Raw genomic sequence first — 21,630 nt, forward strand, 5'->3', positions numbered from 1 at the left:
CTAATAAGGGCAACCCGTTTTTCTAAAAATACAGCATTAGACCTCAAATGGTGCACTCTGAAAGTCGATTAATGACCGTAGTTGGTTTCAACACCTAGTAAAGTCATCTGGAAAGGAGCTGCAGACACAGCAAAAGTCTGTGTTTCTTGTAGATCTGTTAGGTCATACTGTTTGACTGACCCTTGATCGGGGAACAGTAGGTAAAGGAAGTTGGAAGTAGCTTGTGCAACTGGTAGTGATTCAGCATCAGAAGCTACAGCAGCAAAAACACTTTCTTTGTGCTGAGTAGTTGCTGTAGTCAAGTTATAAGTAGTGACTGCACCGCTATAGTGCGTCACAATAATGGTTTCTCCTTTATAGTCAGCAGTACATTGCAGCATATCCGTTGTTTCAACTAAAGGAATGATTTGGCTGTTTTGAACATCAATTTCATAAACCCCTTTGTCTTTAGTATAACCAAAAAACTTGTTGGCATATTGGGCATAATAAATGGCGCCAAGCCAAGACTCACCAAAAGTTTCAGGGTAGGAAATCAGACTCTGAGTACCTGAAGAAGAGATGACTAATACTCCATCTCTAGAGCCGAATAAAGCATTGCCACCATCAGAGGCATTTCCATGAATCCCTTTGGTTTGTATCGTGGAAGCATAAACCAGCTCTCCATCTTGGTCAATGATCCTAACTCGCTCAGGGAGGGAACCGGCAATACTGCCATCTTTCTCGGTTACAGCATAAAGACCATTGTCAAATTTTGCCATTGCTCCATGATGCGCCTCAAGGTTTGCCTGAACTTCTTTCAGGGTAGCATTTTCACCATAGAAATCATTCTCGTTTCCTATGCTTAAGGTTCCCGATCCGTCATTGAATATGATAATTTCATTCCCCTTACTTTTAAAGTGTGTAGGAGCTAACCCATTACTGCTGGTATCTGTCCATCCGGCAGTTGTCAAGTCAGCATGGTCTCCATGACTTTTGACTCCTGCGTCAAATACTTGAACATAATTGTTGTCACGGAAAATAAGCGCAGCAAATTGCCCTGATCCAGTTGGATAGATTCTTCCTGAAGCGTATTGCGCTTCAAATGTTTCAATACCTGCACTATAAGGTGTCAGTAAAGTGACCTGATTGGATACTTTGTCTGTTACTGCAATTCTGATAAACTCGTACTCCGTTTGCTCTGGAGTTATCGTATCATGCTCATCGTTACACCCCCATAGTCCTAAAGTTGCAATACCTGTAATGAGTAAAAGTTTTTTTAGTTTCATAATTCTAATTTTAAAATGCGACATGGTCGCAAATATTGAATTAGAATTAAATAAAAGCAACAATGTTGCGTTTAAAAATTGAAGGTTTAGGAGTATTTATTTGTTTATCAAGTAGGTACGTTTTGCTGATTTGATGGAGTGTGATGGAGAGGAAGGTGATTGGTTATGGACATGGAATTGCTGATATCAACGTTTCACCTTTCTAAGACATATAACTGTACTTTTTATGGTGAAAGAGGAGCTATTTTTAATCCGAATAAATAGCAAAATCCCTTAAATTGGACGAAAAATAACTATATGACTTTGATCGAAAAAATTAAGACTGCACCACAAACTATTTCTTTTCAAGAAGTGATTGCTTATATCGATGAGCACTTTGCGTTTACGCCAACCAAGTTTACCAACGGAGAAACTGTCAATGAGGTAAACCAAAATAATGGCTCTTGCAAGATCTTTTATTTTGCAAAGCTAAGACAGCTAAGCCCTGAGCAAACACTACAACTTTTTGGAGATTACTACCGAGTAGATGTATTGCAAAATCCTGAAGGAACAGACCACCAAAATATCCGCAACTTTATGCAAAGTGGTTGGGAAGGTATCGCATTTGAAGGAGAAGCATTAAGTGCTAAATAATTCAGTAGTTGATACCAAGCAATATATGTCAAAGGCAGTGCTCATTTTATGAGGCTGCCTTTTCTTTTTTAAAAGACCTTATCCAGAAAATTACAGATGTGCGTGATTGTTGCATTATGCCAAGGGTGAAACAGCCAAAACGAGTGGGGTGCATCACCCATTTCTACCTTTTTGATTAGAATGCCATGCTTGTTCAAGGCTTCCATATAAGCAAGATGTCCTGCCAGAAATCGAGGGTGTTTACTGGCAATAAAAAGAGTAGGAGGAGTAGTTTGGTTTACATGGGATAATGCAGAAGCCTCTTCCCAGGTACTGCTTTTTTCTTCATAAGTTCCACCCAGCCATTGTGCAGCCATTGTGCCTTCTTTTGAAACGGGGTGCTTGAATGCTAAAACCCCATCTACATCAATGATCGCCTGTACATCAGCGTTGTATGGGGTTTCCGTGAACGTCTCAAAATGTGTGATGCCGTTTGTAGTGCCAACCAATGAAGCTAATTGTCCACCAGCTGAGAAACCAATAATGGCAACTTTTTCGAGGTCATAATCCCTTGACTTAAACCACTTGATAGCATCCTTTAAGTCATATACAGCAGCAGGGTAGGGAGCCTCCAATGACATTCGGTATTCTGGAACGCATACCCAATAACCTTTGTCGGCAAGTTTTTCAGCAATGGATTTCATCATGGATTTATCTCCTGTTCGCCACCCTCCTCCATGTACCAAAACAAGCCCATTCCTTTTTGTATTGGGTTTTGTAGGGTAATATATATCCGCTTTGATTTCACGGTTTCCTATTCTTTTGTAGGTCAGGTCATTTTGGGTAATAACTTGAAGCTTACCATCAGCTGTAGGTATCGAGATATTGGGGTATTTTACTTTAATTTTTTTGTAAGCACTTTGTATGGTATAGCTACTGTCTCTGGGTACTTGAGCCGCTAATTGGAAGGAAAAAGCAATTAAAGTCAGGAGGGTTGAAATTGTTTTGATTAGTTTCATAAAAAATGGCTCTTAGGTTTCAATTCGTTCTTTCAGAAATGGTAAATCTATTTGCTTTATCAATAGACATTATCACGATTAACAAAAAGTTGTGAATTAGGAACAAAAGAAGGCGACAAAGCACTCATTTAGTTGTGAAACCTAAATCCATAAGTGCCCGTCGCCTACAGAGTTTAACGTCCTTGACCAAGGAAGAGTTGAGAGAATTGGAAGGAATTTTCTCATATGTTTATGTTGAAGCCTTACAGCAGTATACCATGAAAGGGAGGCCTCGCAGGAAGCCTTTGAAGAAGCTGGATGATTACCGTAACAGCAGTCTCCAAGGGATAGAGACTAAACTCTTTTTTATTCTATATAGCTTGAAGGAGAATCCCACGCAAGAATCACTAGGATTGTATTTCAATATCAGTCAAAGTAAGGTAAGTGAATGGCTATATTTCCTGGGAAACTGCTTACTACAAACATTAAATTATGTAGGAGAGCTACCTGCCAATGTAATGGAAGAGTTTCGAAAAAAACTTAAGCCTTACTAGAGTGAAGTATTCTTAGTGGATGGAGTAGAACGCCTCATACAGCGTCCAAAGGACTCGGAAAAGCAAAAGATGAACTACAGTGGAAAGAAGAAGAGACATACTACCAAGAACCTTGTCATCACCGACAAAGAGGGTAAGCAAGTGCTCTATCTTTCTGAGACTGTAGCAGGTAGTATTCATGATAAAAAGCTTTTTGATCAACAACAGTTTGCCTTTCCTAAAAAAGGTATCAAGCTACTGGGGGACTTAGCCTTCAAGGGCATTGATCTTGATAATGTTACATTCATTGTGCCTATCAAAAAACACAAAGGGATTGAGCTACCTGATTTTATGAAAGAGGCGAATAGAAAGCTGGCAAGTATAAGGGTTCGTGTTGAGCATGCTATCTGCGGGATTAAAAGGCTCAGAATCCTCAAGGATATTTTCAGGCTAAGAAGAGAAGGGGCATTAGATAGAGTGATGAAAATTGGAGCGGGTTTACATAACTTCAGATCTCGAAGGAGAAGACTTGTTAATACATAGATTGTTAATCGTGATAAATACTAATTATCAGGTACAAAATCTTTCTTTAATTCATGGAAGTATGAATTTGCCAATTCATTATTCTCTGATGAGAAGGATGATATTTCATCGGGTAAGACTAACTTTATTTGATAACGCAAGTCAGTATCCTGATTTTTCAAAAACTCTTCAATTAAAAGACTTCTTCTCTTAATTAATAGTCTGCTTGATATTTCCTCGCATTCTGAAATTTCGGATTCAGTCATTTCAAAGTGAGTCCCACTATCCCAATCATAGTCACCATAATAATGACCATTCCACTTGGAAAAATATCCTTTCGTTTCCCAAGGCCCATTGCCTTTACTTACCTGAACTAAAGGTGACCTGGCCCAATAATATGCCTTACAGACACCAATCTTAGTTTGGTTATTACCCTCTTGAAAACGTTGGTTAAGCAATTCAAAGACTCGTTCAAAACCAAACACTCTTAAACAAGGACTTATATATTCTTCATTTAAGCTTGGGTCTGATTCATTAATTGCAGCATCAATAAATGTTTCGAAAAGTTGTTCAGGAATATTCTTTTGGAGAGCAAAAAGGTTGGCCACAAACCACTTCTTATCATCTTGTTTTAAGTATTCTGAACAAATTTCAATTTCTTTTTCATTCCATACTCTACTAAGTTCCCTAATCACATAAACAATTTCAGGAAACCAGTACTTTCCGTGAGAGCGAATTTCTTCTTTTCCCATTGTACATTCCAAGTTTTATAAATCTCCTGTATTGCCATTCTTCAATGTGTTACAACGCCTCCAGTATGTGGAGTAGCGTAAATTTATTGTAAGATAGTTTCGGTTTACTATGTAGGCAAATCGTAGATTTGCCGGGGTGTCCAAGTAGTACAATCGCTACGAAACATGCTACTAGCTATTACATCATACTGCTTGTTGTGAGTGTTTTTATTTTCCACCGAAGCTTGATATGATTCGACTTAGCAATGATTTTCTAGGTTTTATGTCCTCAAAGAAGTTTGGATTAAACTTAACGTCTTTTCCAGTTTCTTGTAATTGGACAGCTAGTTTGTTTGGGTCGAAATTATCTGAATTGTTGAATATACAATCAAGGTTTTCTTTGAGGTTGTCTTCTGACATTTTCAAAGGTTCGATCTGGTATTTCATGTTTTTCAACAATCCTAAGTATGTGAAACTTCCTACGTTAACGTTCCAGCCAGTCCATATTGATTTTAATACATTTTCGAGTCCAGTGATATTATCATTGACCCATAATTGCTTAGAAACTGTATCTAGCGCGATTAAATCGAATTCGTCAATTTCACCTTCGTTAGGAAACTTTTCAATTGACTTTTGAGATAAGATATCTAACAATTCCCCAATTGAGCAATTTGCTCTTCATTCCCTTTATAATGATTGATAATGCCAAATTCCTTTTTTGTTTTTAAAAGCACTTGGCAAGAAGTATACTCTTCTGGTTTATCATCTTTGATTTGGTCTAATTCAATTTGGCTTAGTTCAACCTCTTGTCGATCTGAATAAGCAATATTGAGTTTAGTCTCAATATCATACATAGCCTTTTCGGCATATTCGACATTCCATCCTTTCCATATATTTTTTAGTTCTTTCATGTAGGTCTCTCGGACACTATAATTAGGTAGAAGTTCCATTTCCCAAAAAAGAATTTCTTTATTTTCAAGGTCAACGTAAACAGCTCCTTCAATCCAAGGTTCATCAAGGAGTTCGTCATGTAAATCAAATTCCTTAATAAAAGAGATAAAAGTTTGACTACCTAAGAGAAGATCACAAGCAATCTTGTTAGCTCTCCAATGAGTGTAGTAGATTTTTGTCGAATCGGAAGATTTTAAAATATAATTGCCTCTTTGTCCCATTAAAAAGTATTACTCACAACAACAAGCTATCATTTGTTCAAGCTTAACCCTTTCCAATATAGTACTAACCCAAGATTTAATAAACTGATAGCACATGTTATAAGCTGTTTTACAGCGTTTCTTTGGCGAGGCACAGTGTGTGAAAGTAAAACAGGTACCGTCGGGAAGTGCTGCTCCTTCTACTTTGTTCGATCCGGCTTTTTCTTCACGCTAGAAGGGAGTATTAAAAAATGAAACGGATGGAGTTCGAGGCTGTGGCTAAACTATCGGCCATTGTTAGCTGCTGGCTTTTTTTATTCAATTCTAATTCCAAATTTATTGTCGTCTAATTCTGAAAGTAATAGGTAAATATAATTTCCATTACAGGTCAGGGTATCACATGTTGTGATCCTTGTTATTGTAAGTTGTCCAACGTTTTCACCGATTTGTTTTCTTTCATCATAGTTGGATAATGTGAAGTTGATTTCATTACCAATCCTAAGTGCCTCTTTTGAATTAATGGTACAAGTCACTGTTTGTGTACTAGAAGAATATTTCACCATTTCATTTTCAACTTTGGTTAGCTTATTTTCTTCGTTTTCAGTATTTATCTTGTAGACATCTGGATTAGTAATAAACATTCCATAAGATGAAGGTTTTGTCAAAGTATAAACAATTGTAATTGCCTGGTTTGACAAATTATATATAAAAAAATCGCTGACATAGGAACACCCTGACACTAGAAATAGAATTAAAATCAACGATATTATTTTCAGTCGTTTCATTTTTTTTTGCTTGCAGCTAACGTGAAGTATATGTTTCGGGGCTTTGGCAATGTGAAAGCCTTGTGTGGTACTGAAACATATACAGTGTTGGCTGTGGTTATTTGTTAATCATATCATTAATCTCCAAATTGGAGTAAATATTATTATCATTGAAAGTATACCTAAAGTCATTGAAATCCCAAAAAACTGTTTCCCCTCATTTTTTCTTTTACCTAAAATCGATGTGAGAATTGAACCAAAACTTAATCCAATAAACCAATATTTGTATGAAAAACTAAGTATCCCAACTAGTCCGAAAAGCGCTTGAGTTTTTCCGTCAGCTGATAAATACCGATTAGCAATTTTTATATTTATCCATATAATTATCAATAAGCACAAAATGCTTAAAATAATCGAAATCGTTGAGTTTAGTTTTTTAGTCATTCTTTATTAAATCAAAATCAAAGGATCTTTCTGTGATTGCAGCAGGTTTGAATTTACGTTCCTTACAATCATCTGGTGTTTTTTGTCTCTGAGAAATACCTATGTTATAGGAATTTATTAATCTTTTTAAATCATATGACGGGCTTACTGCTCCAACTCTAACTCTTTCTTTATTATAGTCAATATTTCCTATCAATCCGACTTTTGAAGTATCACTTTTTAAGCCACGCTCATTTAGGTAGGCCAAATCAAAAGTGGGGTTTTGAAGCCCACTTTGTCAGCCTACCGAAATGTTTGTTTAAATTTTAGGTTTACAATTTAACACTATTGCCCGCATTGCGTATAGGTTTTGTTGGCGTGTCGTTGCTTTATTTTCTTTTATTTAAATAGTTTACAAAGTCGTCAGTATAGTCAGTACAATTCGAACAATGCAGTATTGCTTTTTTATCTACTACGCAATCTATGTCCTTGTCCAAACAGTATTGTTCTAGTTCTTTAGTAATTAAATCTTTCAATTTGGTCTCGACTAACTTTTGGTCTTTGTTAATTTCGACTTGGGCGTTTTGTTGAAAGTCCTGAATTTTCTTACCCATGTTTCTAATTCTATTCTCAAGAGAAACTTTGTCGGTCGAGTCAAGTTCGACATTGTGCGGGATTCCATTTTGTAAATAATCCTGATACTCTGTCATCATTGCGTTGAGGGAATCCTGTAGTTGTCTATTTTTTGTCTCTAAATGTTTCAGTTCAGCTGCGTACTCAGGAAGTGTTTGAACCACTTTGTCATAATCGATATACCCGTGTTTGGTTTGTCCAAGTGTTGTCAGTCCGGAAAGCAACAATGTTAATATGAAGAGAATCTTTCTCATGGTGTTTTTTGATGCACGCCAACGTTTTGCATATGGCTTGTGGCGGTTTCGAAGCACTGTCCTGTCCAGCGAAACCAAAGCTGGCTGTGGAGCGAAAGCCTTTACCCGCTATAAGCTATATGCGTTGTTGTAAACCGTTTTTATTCTATCTTAATAAGTTCACTTTCCAAAACCTTATCGTACAGATTTGAAGTTGTTTTCTGTATATATGAGTTTTCTTTCGTCTCAATTATCTCAATCGTCAAGATCATTCCTTCTGGTAATTCAATATTCTTCGGATTTTCAAGGACTTTTTTCAATTCAAGTGTATATGTACAGTCGTCAATCCATTTCACTTTAAATTCAAGTTTCAGCTGCGATCCTTCTCCATGTTCAATTTGCTTTGACCCTTTTCGTGTTATGATTGAATTGCCAATTTCTGCATCAACAATTTTGAATTTTCCGTTTTTAAATTTCTTGCATTCAATCGTCTGTCCAAATGTGACAGTTGAAAAGCAAATCAAAACTAATGCGATTAGGTTTTTCATATTCTTCTTAATGGTTTACAACAATTGTATATAATGCATAGTGGTATATATTCCGTAAAATCAGGGGGTAAAAGCACCATGGTTGATATACGCACTGTGTCAAAAATTTCTTCAATCTAGTGTATTCGTAATTTTGTTCAAATTTTTTGTTGGCATATAGGTGTATACCTCACTCGTTTGACTTGAGTGATACTCCATTCGTGTTTAGCCAAATATATGACACGGTGTAAAAGCTTTTATTAGTTTGTCTTAATATAATAAGATAAGTGTTGTTACAGCTGTTCTACCTTAGTGTTTAGTCTCGTATAATATGTTTTCACACTTGACAAGATACAAAGCGTTCGAATACTAACCGTAGATTAAACGTATAGTCTACGGTTAGTTTTTTCATAATGCTTCCGCACAAGAAAGTTTTGCTTTGTAATTAGTTGGTTGTCTATTGATGTTTTGAAATGATTTTACTTTTGCGGTGTGAGTTTATCCAAAGGCAAGAAGTATTAGCCTATAGGGTGCAGCGTGGATTGTTATTAGGGAAATGTAAATGGGGAGGTGTACTTACTTTTGTTTATGGTAGTCTAAACCTCATCGGATATAGTCAAAGTAAATAATAGGAGTTGTGATAGCAGGTTATTTACATGATGTATTTGAAATCCTTTTCAGCTTATAAATGCTTTGAATGTTTATCCATCACTCGCGTTCAAGAGGAGCTGTAGGAATGACAGAACTAAATTTTGGTGTCAAATTTATTTTGCTAAAAGAATAAACGGCTCTCTCCCAACCGATTTCTAGAAATGCAACAGTGGTTTGGGTGAGCGTTATTGAGATGTTAAGTGGGAAGGAAGGAGGACTTATACTTGTTGATCGGTATTTTGTTTTGTCAGCGAATCCAGATTAACCTAGCATACAAAATAGTAATGGGCAGCAATGTAAGGAGTTCAATATGGTTGTCTTGACTTTGTAATTTCGCAGTATAGCATATGCTTCAGCCATTAGGTTGATTGCATAACTGCTTGTGCTTATAAAATACTCTTTTGTAAGTACTTTTTGGTGCGATGCACTGCTAGAAACACAGGGGCTTATTTTCTTTTAAAAGATAAATCTGTGGTGTGATCGTACAAAAGGTAGAGAAAAGGGGCTGTAATTATGTTTTACCAAACGGGGGCTGAAAATGCTGTAAACTCCGGATTGCCATCCGGAGCTAATACTTTTTGATTCATTTGGTAACAGTGTTTTTGCAAAAGAATATAAAGAAGCAGCACCTATTAATTTGTTCATAGAAAAACTGTTCGCAAAAGATAGAAGTGTATCATACTTCTGTTTTTAATTGTTCTTCTGCTTAAATGTGTGTTATGTACTCCACCATTATTTTTGCAGGTATTGAGCAGGTACATGGTCAGTTAGCCAAACACCATTTTCTGACAAATAAAACGCAAACCTTTCCTGATACATTTGTCCTGAAAGCACAGTTAATACGACAGGTTTGCCGTGTCTTTGTCCAACATTGGTCGCCGTTTCAGTATCAGGACTCAGGTGTACATGGTGCCTGTCTCTTCGCTCAATCCCTGATTTTATAATGCTATCCACATTTGTTTGGGCAGTACCATGGTATAGTTTTTCTGGTGGTTGCTGTGGTGTATAGCCAAGCTCTACCTGAACGGAATGACCTTGGTTGGCTCTTATAAGTGCCTGGCTTTCATTAAAGGCAAACCGTTTTTTGTTGTTGGTTTGTACAACTTCATTCAGTATTTCAAGATCTATCGGGTGACCACTTGCATTCATTTTTTGAATCAATAACTCAACAGAAGTCCATCCATTGTTGTCAAGTTCTACACCAATAACCTCTGGTTTATGCCTGAGTACTAGGCTCAGGAACTTGCTGATTTTCTTTAGCTCTTTTTCTTTTTCCATTCTATAAAATTTACTCTCTGATTGAGTATCAGAAAGATCTTAAAATTATCATGTCAACTGTAACAGTTTCTTTTTTGCAAGAGAGAATAGTCCAAAAGATGCGACTGATACAGATAGGAATATTTTAGATTTTAAAAAATCTCAATACTCATTTAAGTGATTGATAAATAGTGTTGTATGTGCTTTTGTCAAATGAGGTGACAACTTACAAATTGTATAATTGTAACCTTGCAATATTTTTATGCGTAAAATAATTCAATTTTAAGTTATTATAACAATTAAAAACTGAAACTTAATTTTTACATCTAACTACTGATTGACTATGACCATTATTGGAGTGATTCTTTTATTGCTTGGCATCATTGCGTTTCTCGCCAAACCTTATCTCAGTGAAGAGGATGTGATGGTGGATAACAGGCTGGTAAAGAAAAAATCATCACCGTTCCTTTTGATGCTTAACCGTAAAACTGCCGCTGCATTGGCTACAGCAGGTTTGGCTTTGGTGATGTTACCTTCCATGTTTTTTTGGGCAGAACCTGGGTATCAATACTTTATGGTTTACCCAACAGGTAATGTGGATGCGGTAATGTCACAAGGTATTAAGTGGAGAGGTTTTGCCAGCATCACAGCTTGGCAGAAATACATTGATGTAAAGGTGGTTGATGATGGTGACCCTGTAGATGATATTGAGGGAATTATGAAACCAATTCCAATCAGGTTTATTGATCAGGTAACAGCCAATGTCAAGTTATCAAGCCGTTTCCAGATGCCATCGGATGAGGAGTCATTCAAGAACCTGGCGATGAAGTTCAGAAGCATGGATAACCTGGTACAGAACACGCTGATTCCTACAGTGAGGGAGCAGACGTATAATACAGGTTATATGTTCAGTGCCCAGAACTATATCTCTGGTGAGGCACAAAGCTTCCGTCAAACATTGGACGAGCAACTTAAGAATGGTGCCTATGCGGTAGAGAAAATTGAGCACAAGGATACCCTGTTCACGGATATTCAGGAAGAGGAGAGGTCGATCAAGGAAGTTCGTACCCGTTATACGGTTGTAATGGTGGAAGAAAATGGTCTCCCAAAGCGTATTCCTCATGAGATCACAGAAAACAAGATCATTGTTTCGCAGGTGATTGTGGATGATGTAGAACTGGAGCCAATTTTCAAGACTAGACTGGAAGCGCAACGTGACGAATCTGCTAAAAGACAGATTGAGCAGCAGAAAGTGGAAACGGCAAAGGCTGCCCAAACAAGGATTATTGCAGAGGGTGAACGTGACAAAGCTGCTGAAAGGGTGGCTCAGGAAAAAGAGCAGGTAAAACAGCTGATTTCCATTGAGACCAAACTGAAGCAGGAGCGTACCAACAAGGAACTGGCTGCAATTGCTCTGGAAACTGAGAGACTGAAGTCGCAGCAACGTAAAGTAGCGGCTGATGCACAGGCTTATGAAAATGCCAAGCTCGTAACAGCAGGTCTGACTCCTCAGGAAAAGGCTGAGTGGGATTACAGAAAGGCTGTTGGTGTGGCTGCTGAGCTGTCTAAAATCAAGTATCCTGAAACCATGATTATTAGTGGTGAGGACAAGAAGTCTGGTGGTTCTCCATTAGAAACACTGATTGGGGCGGCTATGGCAAAGCAGTTGCTGAATGAGAAGAAGGACAAATAAGCAGACCAGTATATGTATTGGAATTGAACTTTAATAACTAAACTACAAACAAAGGCAGGCTACGGATTGTGGCCTGTTTTTTTTATGTCAAACTCTAGATTTTTATTTGGGGTAATGGTTATTGAATCCATTTGGGGTTGGTTTATATCTTATCATTGCTTGGGCCTAACGGTATTATCTCTCTTACAGTAAGCACAGTTTCCAAACATTTCCTGACTTCTTTAGGGTATCGCTCCTACGGAGCTTGTCTCACAAGAAAAGACGCTCTACAAAGATTTCGCTCCGATGGAGCGGAGCTGTCCCTTTTATACATTACCATAATTTTGTCATTATAGGACTGGATATCAGTGATGGATTTTAGTCCATCGTCACACAAATCTCATCGTTTAGTATACCATACTTCAAGTAAGAGTTTGCAGAGAAATTTTCCATTTTAATTCAAGACTTGCTGAACTATTTGACAGTAAAACTGATAAAATGAGCAATCGATTGCATTTAATTGTCAAAAATACAGCTAATGACTTGCATTATTTCATTATATCTTTTTACATTGACCAAAAGAAAAATAGGATATCGGTGATAAGCCGGTATTTTTTTATCATATAAAAAGCAATCGATTGCATTGCGTGAAAGCTTTAAAAACCAATAATATGAAATACGAAAGCAGGTATGCTGTACATCCAGAAGATGCAGCATTATATGGTACAGAAAAGCTAAGAAACCATTTTCTGATTGAGAACTTATTTACAGCAGATCAGATATGTCTAACTCACACTCATGAGGATCGCTATATAGCAGGTGGTGCAATGCCTGTGCAAAATACATTGGAGCTGGAACCAGTAGAAGAATTGCGTTGTGCGTACTTTCTGGAACGCAGGGAGCTTGGGATTATCAATGTTGGGGGCGAAGGTGTTGTGACAGCTGATGGGCAGACTTATTTTCTCAACTATAAGGAAGCGCTGTATGTAGGTAAAGAAACCAAAAGCGTCACCTTCAAAAGTGTTGACCCTGACAATCCTGCTAACTTTTACTTGAATTCGGCACCAGCTCATCAGACGTTTCCAACCAAAAAAGTGACAAAGGAAAATGCTGAGATCGTAGAGTTGGGGTCATTGGAATCGTCCAATCACCGTGTGATCAACAAGCTTTTGGTAGATGGCGTCATACAGACTTGCCAATTGCAGATGGGGATGACGGAGTTAAAGGCAGGTAGTGTTTGGAACACGATGCCAGGACACGTACATGACCGCAGAATGGAAGTGTACTTCTATTTTGATGTGCCAGAAGATCAGGCTGTTTGCCATTTTATGGGCAGACCAGATGAGACACGTCATATCTGGATGCAAAACAAGCAGGCTGTTATTTCTCCACCTTGGTCTATGCACGCCGGTTCCGGAACTTCCAGTTATACTTTTATCTGGGGAATGGCAGGCGAAAACCTTGATTACAATGACATGGACAAGTTTGCCATTACTGATCTGAAATAATTGAAGACTACAAAAAATTAAAATTGCTACTATGATACTGGATGCTTTTAAGCTGGAGGGCAAGCGTGCACTTGTCACAGGCGGAACCCATGGGTTGGGTATGGCGATATCTACGGCATTGGCCGAAGCAGGTGCCCAACTGATTATCAATGATATCAATCAGGATGTATTGGATAATGCTGTTGCTGAATACAAGGAGAAGGGAATTGATGCGAAAGGTTACCTTTTTGATGTAACCAATGAGGAAGAGGTAAGTGTATTTGTGCTTAAAATTGAGGAAGAAGTTGGACCAATTGATATATTGGTCAACAATGCAGGCATTATCAATAGGGTTCCTGCATTGGAAATGAAAGTGGATGCATTCCGAAAGGTCATTGATGTTGACTTGGTGGGACCGTTTATCATGAGCAAGTATGTTGGTCAGCAGATGGTGAAAAGAGGAGAAGGGAAGATCATCAATATGTGCTCAATGATGAGTGAGCTAGGTAGAAACAGCGTGAGTGCCTATGCTTCTGCAAAAGGTGGCTTGAAAATGCTGACACGTAACCTGGCAACAGAATGGGCAAAGTACAATATTCAGGTAAATGCGATCGGCCCTGGTTATTTTGCGACTTCACAGACAGAGCCGATCAGGGTCAACGGTCATCCATTTAACGACTTCATTATCAATAGGACACCTGCCGGCAGATGGGGAGATCCTGGAGATTTGGCAGGGACTGCCGTATTCTTGGCTTCGAGGGCTTCCAACTTTGTAAATGGACAAGTAGTGTATGTGGATGGAGGCATCTTGGCAACGATCGGCAAGCCTTACGGAGAAGAATAACCAATACCATAAGTACTGAAACCAATTAGATTTTGCATGGCAAAGGATTATATGGAGCATAGTCTTCATATATCTTTTGTCTGGTTTCTGTGACTTCAACATTGCTATACAATAACACACAGTAAACAACACAACAACCCAACTTAACCAATGGAAAAACTAACTGATCATCAGATAGAAATAGAGGAGAAAAAGGGTGTGGGCAAATATCGCTACCGAATCCTTGCCCTTCTTTTCATGGCGACAACCATTAACTACATGGACCGCAGTATCATGGGGGTGTTAGGTCCAACCCTGATTGATAAGGTCTTTTTCTGGTCCGATATGGACTATGCATATATTAACATGGGCTTCAAGATTGCTTACGCTATAGGCATGGTAAGTATGGGGGCCATTATTGACCGTTTGGGAACCAAAATCGGTTATACGGTAGCCATTGCCATATGGAGTGTTTCGGGTATGCTGCACGCAGCAGTGAGACCAGCCTTCAGTATGTTGGGCTTTACATTGGCGCGTGTCGGACTAGGTTTGGGAGAGTCTGGTAACTTTCCTGCATGTATCAAGACAGTAGCGGAGTGGTTTCCTAAGCGTGAAAGAGCTTGGGCAACAGGGCTTTTCAATGCAGGTGCCAATGTAGGTGCTGTAATGGCACCATTGGTAATTCCTTTTATCGTAGCTGAAAATGGAGACGGTTGGCAGTTTGCCTTTCTGATTACGGGCGCTTTCTCTTTGCTTTGGATTGTACTTTGGAACAAGGTTTACCGCAAGCCGGAAGAGCATCCTTCTTTATCGAAAGAAGAATTGGCGTATATCCAAAGTGATCAGGATATGACTGCCGAGAAGGAAGCGGAAGAAAGCAAGCTGGCTTGGAAAGACCTACTGCCACTGAAAGAAACTTGGGCAGTGGCATTTGGAAAGTTTATGACAGACCCTGTTTGGTGGTTCTTCCTTTTCTGGGGAGGTAAGTTCTTGGCAGACCGTTTTGGGTTGGAACTGAAAGGTTTGGCACTGCCGATGATTATCATCTTTGGTGTGGCTGACTTGGGTAGTATTGCAGGCGGCTGGTTGTCATCTTCCCTTATCCAAAAAGGATACAGTGTAAATGCAGGACGAAAAATCACCATGCTGATTTGTGGCTTGTGTGTGTTGCCAGTAGCAATGGCACCACATGTTGAAAGTCAGTGGACTGCGGTAGCCTTGATAGCATTGGCAGCGGCAGCACATCAGGCATGGTCGGCGAATATCTTTACGGTAGCTTCTGATGTTTTCCCTAAAAAGGCAACGGCATCTATCGTTGGTATTGCGGGTATGGCAGGAGCTGTTGGTGGTTTCCTAGCAGACTGGGGAGTTGGACACGTTCTGGAATCAGCACGTGATGCAGCTGGCAACCTTCCGCAAGATGCTTATACCATCCCATTTGTGGTGGCTGCATTTGGTTACCTAATAGCGTTAGGTGTAATACAATTATTTATACCGAAGCTGGAAACACTGAAGAAACTGTAACCAAAATCAATAATTCATACCATAGCCGGTCAGGAGCTGTCAACCATTTGTCTGGCATGCTGTTGACCGGTATTTTTATAATAAATGCTGAATTATTATGAACCGAAAATTATACCTGCTGGGAATACTGCTGATAGGAATATGGAGTACAGTATTGGGTAAAGATAGAGAGGTGTTATGGAATAGTGGGTGGGAATATCTGGAGAATAATCTTCAACAAGTCAATCAGGTTCAAGGTAAAGAAGGATGGCATGAAGTCACGTTGCCGCATACTTGGAACGCTTTTGATGTAATGGATGCTACTCCCGGATATAGGAGGGATACAGGATGGTACCGTAAGGGTTTTGATGTGCCTAAAGATCTGAATCAAGGACGTTGGATCCTTTATTTTGAGGGCGTTAATATGACAGCTGAAGTCTATGTCAATGGGGCAAAAGCTGGAGGACATATTGGAGGCTATCTTGGTTTCGAAATCGATATTACGGACTTGCTTGAAAAAGGAAAACGGAATACTGTATTGGTAAAAGCTGATAATAGTTATGACCGATCCATTGTACCCTCCCAAAAGGCAGACTTCTTTTTGTATGGGGGAATTGTAAGGGATGTGTGGTTGAAAAAAGTCAATCCCATTTCGATTAAAGGATGCAAGGTGACAACTTCCAATGTGTCTGAAAAAGCTGCGAATACTAGCCTGAATATTGAATTGTATAATCCAACAGCTTACTCAGGAGCTGTAACATTGGAAGTGAGCTTGTCTGACAAGGATGGGAATGCTGTAGCTTCACTAGGTAAGAGATTGAAAATCAGCAATGAGGGACATGTTGGTTTAGCACTTCCAAAACTGAAACAGCCTCACCTTTGGGAGGTCAATGATCCATACCTGTATACGCTTCAGGTTAAGGTAAAGCGTCAAGGGGAAATACTGGATGTGATCAGTGAAAAAATTGGATACAGGTGGTTTGAGTTTAAGGAACATGGCGCTTTTTATTTAAATGGAAAAAGGTTGTTGCTAAGAGGAACTCACCGTCATGAAGAACATGCAGGAGTAGGCATGGCCATGAGTGATGCACAACACCGTAAGGATATGGAGCAGATCAAAGAAATGGGAGCCAATTTTGTTCGGCTGGCACATTATCCGCAGGATCCGGAAATTTATAGGGCTTGTGATGAATTGGGTTTGCTGGTTTGGGATGAAGTACCTTGGTGTCGAGGTGGTATAGGAGATGAAGCTTGGCAAAAACAGACCATGACAATGCTCGAAGAAATGATTGACCAGAACTATAATCATCCATCCATTGTGATTTGGTCTTTGGGTAATGAAGTGTATTGGTTGCCAGATTATGAAAACGGAAATGACCCTGAGAAAATCAATGTATTTCTAAAGCAGCTGCATGGTCGGGCAAAGGCACTGGATCCTAATCGATTGACCGCCATTCGTAAATATCCGCACGGCAGTGAGATTGTCGATGTATATTCACCTTCCATTTGGGCTGGTTGGTATTCAGGGGTTTACAAGACATATGCCAAGGCAATCACTGAATCTCAGCAGAAGTATGCCCGATTTGTTCATGCAGAATATGGCGCAGCCAGTCATACAGGTAGACATGATGAATCTCCCATTACAGGAGAGGGTTTAATCAAGACGGATGGTTGGAATGAACATGAGAATCAGGCAATTGTTACCAATATTGCCAAGGTGGGAGACTGGAGTGAAAACTATGCAGTTGACTTGTTTGATTGGCATTTACACGTCAGTGAAAACCAGCCTGATTTTACAGGAAATATCCAATGGGCATTCAAGGATTTTGGTACACCTTTACGTCCGGAAAATGCGATTCCTTATGTCAATCAGAAGGGGATTGTAGACCGTGAAGGCAATCCAAAAGATGTTTATTATGTATTCAAAAGCTATTGGAATACAGATGATCCGTTTTGCTATATAGAGTCAAAAACATGGACGGAAAGGATAGGGGAGAAGGGTGAAAAGAAAATGGTTTGTGTCTACAGCAATGCATCAGAAGTGGAGCTATTGCTGAATGGAAAGTCAATGGGAAGAAAGAAGAGAGACAATACTCAATTTCCTGCTCAGGGACTATCATGGGAAGTGACTTTTTCTGAAGGTAAAAATAAACTGGAAGCGAAAGGTTTTAGTAAAGGAGATCAAGTAGCATCAGATAAGCATCAGCTTCAGTACTTTACCTCCAAGTTTGGTGGTGTAGAAAGGATCAAGTTGGAAAAAATGCCCATGGAAAATGGGCACATCCGTATGGTGGCTACGGCTGTAGACAAAGAGGGAAGACGTTGCCTTGATTATGAGAAGAAGGTGTATTTTTCATTGAATGGTGGTGGGAAACTGGTCAAGGATTTTGGAGTGGCAGGGAAGTCTCAGGTTATTGAAATGGCAAATGGCAGGGCATGGATTGAGCTAATTCCTGAAGCAGGAAAAACGGCTGTAATAGAAGTAAGAAACCAGGATTTCAAAGGGACTTTTTTAACCTTTAAGACAACAAGTGAAATCGTAAAATAAAGTATTTGAAAAATATGAACCTATTTGATATAACAGGAAAAGTAATCGTCATCACTGGTGGAGGTGGCGCATTAGGAGGGGGGATTGCCAAGAGCTTGCTTCAGGCTGGAGCACGTGTGGTGATCTTAAGCAGAAGGCAATCAACAGTAGATAACGCTCTTGCTGAAATGAGCAGTTTTGGAGAACATGTCTTGGGAATTGCTTGTGATGTTTTGGACGAATCATCTCTGAAAAATGCCCGTGATCAGGTGAAGGCAAAATGGGAAAAAATAGATGTACTGATCAATGCGGCAGGAGGAAATATGCCAGGCGCTACAATCGGATTAGACCAGACGATCTTTGATCTTAAGTTGGATGATTTCAGGGCAGTGACGGACCTGAACCTGACAGGAACAGTATTGCCATCCATGGTTTTTGGGAAAGAAATGGCAGATTCTGGAAAAGGTGTAATCATTAACTTTTCATCGATGGCGGCACAGCAGGCTATCACAAGGGTAGTGGGTTATTCGGCAGCAAAGGCAAGTATTGACAACTTTACCAAATGGATGGCGGTAGAAATGGCTACAAAATTTGGAGAAGGTATAAGGGTCAATGCCGTGGCGCCAGGTTTCTTTATCGGTGAGCAAAACCGCAGACTTTTGACCAACGAGGATGGAACACTGACTGACAGAGGAAAAACCATCATTGCAAATACACCCATGAAAAGGTTCGGTGAAGCAGAAGAACTCTGTGGTACAGTACATTGGCTCTGTTCGGAAGCATCCAAATTTGTAACGGGTATTGTAGTGCCAGTTGATGGAGGATTCAGTGCATTCAGTGGTGTTTAGGTTCTTTCACTTAAAGGAAAAGTTATGGCTCTTGAAAAAACATGGCGTTGGTATGGTCCCGCTGACTCGGTTTCTTTGGCAGATATCCGTCAGGTTGGTGCTACAGGAATAGTGACTGCTTTGCACCATATTGCAAATGGAGAAATATGGACTACATCGGAAATTGAAAAGCGGAAGGTAGAAATTGAGCAAGCAGGACTCAAATGGTCAGTGGTGGAAAGTATACCAGTACATGAGGATATCAAATTGGGTAATCCTGAAAGGGATAAATACATCCAGCATTATTGTCAATCCTTAAAAAACCTTGCCCAATCTGGTATACGGACAGTGTGTTATAATTTTATGCCGGTATTGGATTGGACCCGAACCAATTTAGCTTTTGAATTACCGAATGGTGTCAAGGCACTTCGTTTTGATATGACGGATTTGATCGTCTTCGATGTGTTGATCCTGAAACGTCCGAATGCAGAAAAGGATTACAAAGCAGAGCAAGTAGCAAAGGCAGTACTTCGGTTTGAAAAGATGTCGGCTTCGGAAACAGAAACTTTGATAAATGCAATTATAGCAGGACTTCCAGGTGCTGAAGAAGGATATACGTTAGCGGCATTTCAACAAAGGTTGGATGACTATCATAAAATAGGTATTCAACAAATGCGTGAAAACCTTCAGTATTTTCTCGAAAGAATATTGCCGACAGCAGAATCGTGTGGTCTTAAAATGGTAATTCATCCTGATGACCCGCCGTTTCAAATTTTTGGGTTGCCTAGAATTATTAGTACAGCTCAAGACTTGAGATGGTTATTTGATGTGGTGCCGTCGTCAAGTAATGGACTGACATTCTGTACAGGTTCCTTCGGGGTGAGAGAAGATAATGATTTGGTAAGCATGGTAAAGGAGTTTGCTGAGCGTATACATTTTACACATCTGCGAAGTACTCAAAGAGAATCGGATGGTAGTTTTTATGAGGCAAACCATTTGGAAGGAAATGTACCAATGACTGAAATAATGATGCTATTGTTGGAAGAGCAATATAGGCGTAAATCGGAAGGTTTAAATTTTTCAGAAATGCCTATGCGCCCAGATCATGGTCACCAAATGTTAGATGACTTAAATAGGAAGATGAATCCGGGATATTCGTGTATTGGTAGAATGAAAGGTTTAGCAGAGCTGACAGGATTGGAAATGGCTTTGGAGGCTATATTAAAAAGAGAGTTAGCACTTCTATAATGTTTTAAACGGAAAGCTGCAATTCTGTGCAGCTTTTTTTTTATCCTTTTGTGTAGAATTTTTTTTAAAATACATATTTAACAATACAGAAAACAAAATAATGAATTTTTAAAAGAAAATTCTTAAAAAAGTTGACATGTATTATACTGTTTTTATTTAACAACATTGAAAGGATAATTTCCTTTTGTGTTAAACTATAATAATAGGATATGACATATATAAATACTTGAAGATATATAAATGTAAAATACATTATTCCGTTTCTCATATTGTTAAATTACATTTTTGAATGAAAAAATCAACCAAATATTTTTATAAATGATCCATTTTTACTAAACAAAGTTTTAGAACTTAACCTAATCAGATAACCCACCAAAATATGATCATCGACCATGAAACCAATCTTGTCTATTTTTCTCAAATGCTAAAAACAAATCCTTACTATGGAGAAACTTGCTCACAGATTTTGAGAATTCTAAAAAAGCATGGAATTGCCTATCAATTTCTTCACAAGACTAAAGACATTTGGACCCGAGACTATATGCCTGTTCAAATTTCAGATAATAGGTTCGTTCAATTCCAGTATATACTTGATTACCTCAAAAATAATCCCGAATTGAGATCTGAACCACAAGTGGTATGCAATGCCAATAAGATCAAGCCTATATATTCGAATATTGTCTTGGATGGTGGGAATATTATAAAATGGAAAGATAAAGTAATCGTAACAGATAAGGTATATCTGGATAACCCACAATACAAAAGTGCTCATCAACTTATAGATGGACTTGAAACAATATTAGAAGCTGAAGTAATTATTATTCCTAGAATTAAAGCTGAGTTTACTGGACATGCTGACGGACTTGTCCGTTTTCTTGACAGCCAGACAATTACAGGGAATGACTTAAGTTTTGAGTACAAATATTGGAGAGAAGGCATGGAAAAGGTGTTGAAACAATATCATATTGAGTATATCAATATGCCTACTTTTGAATATAAAGACAAAAAATATCCTGACACAGCCATTGGTTGTTATACAAATTATCTTGAAGTAAAAAATGTCATTATCTTTCCTGTATTCGAGACTAAACACAATAAAGACCAACAGGCTATAGACTTGATTACTGACATCTATCCTAATAAAATTATTGAACCAATCAACATCAACCCAGTTGCCAATCAAGGAGGATTGATGAATTGTATTTCATGGAATATCAGCATATAAAAAAAGGTCAGTAAACTT

At 38.8% G+C, this 21,630-nt stretch carries 22 protein-coding genes; 11 read left to right on the top strand and 11 right to left on the bottom strand.

The window, feature by feature from the left end; all coding sequences use genetic code 11:
* Positions 1–68: 68 nt before the first annotated feature.
* Positions 69–1,265, bottom strand: a complete 1,197-nt coding sequence (locus tag V6R21_RS03445; RefSeq protein WP_334240924.1) for a hypothetical protein — start codon at positions 1,263–1,265, stop codon at positions 69–71.
* 297 nt (positions 1,266–1,562) lie between these two features.
* Here V6R21_RS03445 and V6R21_RS03450 point away from each other — a divergent pair, with 297 nt between their 5' ends.
* Positions 1,563–1,898, top strand: coding sequence for a HopJ type III effector protein (locus tag V6R21_RS03450; RefSeq protein WP_334240925.1), 336 nt, complete (start codon positions 1,563–1,565; stop codon positions 1,896–1,898).
* Between the two features lie 68 nt (positions 1,899–1,966).
* Here the strand turns inward: V6R21_RS03450 and V6R21_RS03455 are convergent, their stop codons facing one another.
* Positions 1,967–2,896, bottom strand: coding sequence for an alpha/beta hydrolase (locus V6R21_RS03455; RefSeq protein ID WP_334240927.1), 930 nt, complete (start codon positions 2,894–2,896; stop codon positions 1,967–1,969).
* 134 nt (positions 2,897–3,030) lie between these two features.
* Here V6R21_RS03455 and V6R21_RS03460 point away from each other — a divergent pair, with 134 nt between their 5' ends.
* Together V6R21_RS03460 and V6R21_RS03465 are read left to right on the top strand one after the other, a co-directional pair.
* Positions 3,031–3,429 (top strand): transposase family protein, encoded by a 399-nt coding sequence (locus tag V6R21_RS03460; protein ID WP_334240929.1) that lies wholly within the window; start codon positions 3,031–3,033, stop codon positions 3,427–3,429.
* A 15-nt stretch (positions 3,430–3,444) separates the two neighbouring features.
* Entirely contained in the window at positions 3,445–3,951 is a 507-nt protein-coding gene (locus V6R21_RS03465) for a transposase family protein (RefSeq protein ID WP_334240931.1), read from the top strand.
* Between the two features lie 20 nt (positions 3,952–3,971).
* Here the strand turns inward: V6R21_RS03465 and V6R21_RS03470 are convergent, their stop codons facing one another.
* The 9 genes from V6R21_RS03470 to V6R21_RS03510 all read right to left on the bottom strand — a co-directional run bounded on the left by V6R21_RS03470 (position 3,972) and on the right by V6R21_RS03510 (position 10,321).
* On the bottom strand, positions 3,972–4,682 hold the full coding sequence (locus tag V6R21_RS03470; RefSeq protein ID WP_334240933.1) for a hypothetical protein: 711 nt from the start codon (positions 4,680–4,682) through the stop codon (positions 3,972–3,974).
* Positions 4,683–4,889: 207 nt separating this feature from the next.
* Positions 4,890–5,315 carry a hypothetical protein gene (locus V6R21_RS03475; protein WP_334240936.1) on the bottom strand — a complete coding sequence of 142 codons (426 nt, stop codon included), beginning with the start codon at positions 5,313–5,315 and terminating at the stop codon, positions 4,890–4,892.
* The gene (locus V6R21_RS03480; protein ID WP_334240938.1) at positions 5,309–5,833 is read right to left on the bottom strand and encodes a hypothetical protein; all 525 of its coding nucleotides are present in this window, start codon (positions 5,831–5,833) and stop codon (positions 5,309–5,311) included. Before V6R21_RS03480 ends, V6R21_RS03475 begins: the two co-directional genes overlap by 7 nt.
* Positions 5,834–6,126: 293 nt before the next feature.
* The gene (locus V6R21_RS03485; RefSeq protein ID WP_334240941.1) at positions 6,127–6,597 is read right to left on the bottom strand and encodes a hypothetical protein; all 471 of its coding nucleotides are present in this window, start codon (positions 6,595–6,597) and stop codon (positions 6,127–6,129) included.
* A 108-nt stretch (positions 6,598–6,705) separates the two neighbouring features.
* Positions 6,706–7,020 carry a hypothetical protein gene (locus V6R21_RS03490; protein ID WP_334240942.1) on the bottom strand — a complete coding sequence of 105 codons (315 nt, stop codon included), beginning with the start codon at positions 7,018–7,020 and terminating at the stop codon, positions 6,706–6,708.
* Positions 7,013–7,267: a hypothetical protein gene (locus tag V6R21_RS03495; protein ID WP_334240943.1), complete on the bottom strand. Its 255-nt coding sequence runs from the start codon at positions 7,265–7,267 to the stop codon at positions 7,013–7,015. The genes V6R21_RS03490 and V6R21_RS03495 overlap by 8 nt, the downstream gene beginning before the upstream one ends.
* Before the next feature lie 121 nt (positions 7,268–7,388).
* Positions 7,389–7,886: an OmpH family outer membrane protein gene (locus tag V6R21_RS03500; RefSeq protein ID WP_334240945.1), complete on the bottom strand. Its 498-nt coding sequence runs from the start codon at positions 7,884–7,886 to the stop codon at positions 7,389–7,391.
* Positions 7,887–8,026: 140 nt separating this feature from the next.
* A complete protein-coding gene (locus V6R21_RS03505; RefSeq protein WP_334240947.1) occupies positions 8,027–8,413 on the bottom strand; it encodes a hypothetical protein in 387 nt (128 codons plus the stop codon).
* Between the two features lie 1,362 nt (positions 8,414–9,775).
* The gene (locus V6R21_RS03510; RefSeq protein ID WP_334240948.1) at positions 9,776–10,321 is read right to left on the bottom strand and encodes an RNA 2'-phosphotransferase; all 546 of its coding nucleotides are present in this window, start codon (positions 10,319–10,321) and stop codon (positions 9,776–9,778) included.
* A gap of 322 nt (positions 10,322–10,643) precedes the next feature.
* On the opposite strand from V6R21_RS03510, the gene V6R21_RS03515 reads away from it, so the two are divergent.
* The 8 genes from V6R21_RS03515 (at position 10,644) to V6R21_RS03550 (ending at position 21,612) form a co-directional block, all read left to right on the top strand.
* Positions 10,644–11,993, top strand: coding sequence for a cell envelope integrity protein TolA (locus V6R21_RS03515; RefSeq protein WP_334240950.1), 1,350 nt, complete (start codon positions 10,644–10,646; stop codon positions 11,991–11,993).
* Between the two features lie 650 nt (positions 11,994–12,643).
* Positions 12,644–13,480 carry a 5-dehydro-4-deoxy-D-glucuronate isomerase gene (gene kduI / locus V6R21_RS03520; protein ID WP_334240952.1) on the top strand — a complete coding sequence of 279 codons (837 nt, stop codon included), beginning with the start codon at positions 12,644–12,646 and terminating at the stop codon, positions 13,478–13,480.
* Positions 13,481–13,514: 34 nt separating this feature from the next.
* Entirely contained in the window at positions 13,515–14,303 is a 789-nt protein-coding gene (locus tag V6R21_RS03525; protein WP_334241025.1) for a gluconate 5-dehydrogenase, read from the top strand.
* A gap of 150 nt (positions 14,304–14,453) precedes the next feature.
* A complete protein-coding gene (locus V6R21_RS03530; protein WP_334240954.1) occupies positions 14,454–15,806 on the top strand; it encodes an MFS transporter in 1,353 nt (450 codons plus the stop codon).
* Between the two features lie 97 nt (positions 15,807–15,903).
* The gene (locus V6R21_RS03535) at positions 15,904–18,333 is read left to right on the top strand and encodes a glycoside hydrolase family 2 protein (protein ID WP_334240956.1); all 2,430 of its coding nucleotides are present in this window, start codon (positions 15,904–15,906) and stop codon (positions 18,331–18,333) included.
* A 14-nt stretch (positions 18,334–18,347) separates the two neighbouring features.
* Complete coding sequence (locus V6R21_RS03540) at positions 18,348–19,160, top strand: SDR family oxidoreductase (RefSeq protein ID WP_334240958.1); 813 nt, start codon at positions 18,348–18,350, stop codon at positions 19,158–19,160.
* A gap of 24 nt (positions 19,161–19,184) precedes the next feature.
* Positions 19,185–20,387, top strand: coding sequence for a mannonate dehydratase (gene uxuA / locus V6R21_RS03545; protein ID WP_334240960.1), 1,203 nt, complete (start codon positions 19,185–19,187; stop codon positions 20,385–20,387).
* A 379-nt stretch (positions 20,388–20,766) separates the two neighbouring features.
* Complete coding sequence (locus tag V6R21_RS03550; protein WP_334240962.1) at positions 20,767–21,612, top strand: agmatine deiminase family protein; 846 nt, start codon at positions 20,767–20,769, stop codon at positions 21,610–21,612.
* Positions 21,613–21,630: the final 18 nt, after the last annotated feature.

The sequence above is a fragment of the Limibacter armeniacum genome (assembly GCF_036880985.1).
Classification (GTDB): domain Bacteria; phylum Bacteroidota; class Bacteroidia; order Cytophagales; family Flammeovirgaceae; genus Limibacter; species Limibacter armeniacum.

Bases quoted from the DNA above. Each gene is read 5' to 3' on its own strand.
- V6R21_RS03445 (WP_334240924.1), bottom strand. From the start codon at position 1,265: ATGAAACTAAAAAAACTTTTACTCATTACAGGTATTGCAACTTTAGGA.
- V6R21_RS03450 (WP_334240925.1), top strand. From the start codon at position 1,563: ATGACTTTGATCGAAAAAATTAAGACTGCACCACAAACTATTTCTTTT.
- V6R21_RS03455 (WP_334240927.1), bottom strand. From the start codon at position 2,896: ATGAAACTAATCAAAACAATTTCAACCCTCCTGACTTTAATTGCTTTT.
- V6R21_RS03470 (WP_334240933.1), bottom strand. From the start codon at position 4,682: ATGGGAAAAGAAGAAATTCGCTCTCACGGAAAGTACTGGTTTCCTGAA.
- V6R21_RS03480 (WP_334240938.1), bottom strand. From the start codon at position 5,833: ATGGGACAAAGAGGCAATTATATTTTAAAATCTTCCGATTCGACAAAA.
- V6R21_RS03485 (WP_334240941.1), bottom strand. From the start codon at position 6,597: ATGAAACGACTGAAAATAATATCGTTGATTTTAATTCTATTTCTAGTG.
- V6R21_RS03490 (WP_334240942.1), bottom strand. From the start codon at position 7,020: ATGACTAAAAAACTAAACTCAACGATTTCGATTATTTTAAGCATTTTG.
- V6R21_RS03500 (WP_334240945.1), bottom strand. From the start codon at position 7,886: ATGAGAAAGATTCTCTTCATATTAACATTGTTGCTTTCCGGACTGACA.
- V6R21_RS03505 (WP_334240947.1), bottom strand. From the start codon at position 8,413: ATGAAAAACCTAATCGCATTAGTTTTGATTTGCTTTTCAACTGTCACA.
- V6R21_RS03510 (WP_334240948.1), bottom strand. From the start codon at position 10,321: ATGGAAAAAGAAAAAGAGCTAAAGAAAATCAGCAAGTTCCTGAGCCTA.
- V6R21_RS03515 (WP_334240950.1), top strand. From the start codon at position 10,644: ATGACCATTATTGGAGTGATTCTTTTATTGCTTGGCATCATTGCGTTT.
- kduI (WP_334240952.1), top strand. From the start codon at position 12,644: ATGAAATACGAAAGCAGGTATGCTGTACATCCAGAAGATGCAGCATTA.
- V6R21_RS03530 (WP_334240954.1), top strand. From the start codon at position 14,454: ATGGAAAAACTAACTGATCATCAGATAGAAATAGAGGAGAAAAAGGGT.
- V6R21_RS03535 (WP_334240956.1), top strand. From the start codon at position 15,904: ATGAACCGAAAATTATACCTGCTGGGAATACTGCTGATAGGAATATGG.
- V6R21_RS03540 (WP_334240958.1), top strand. From the start codon at position 18,348: ATGAACCTATTTGATATAACAGGAAAAGTAATCGTCATCACTGGTGGA.
- uxuA (WP_334240960.1), top strand. From the start codon at position 19,185: ATGGCTCTTGAAAAAACATGGCGTTGGTATGGTCCCGCTGACTCGGTT.
- V6R21_RS03550 (WP_334240962.1), top strand. From the start codon at position 20,767: ATGATCATCGACCATGAAACCAATCTTGTCTATTTTTCTCAAATGCTA.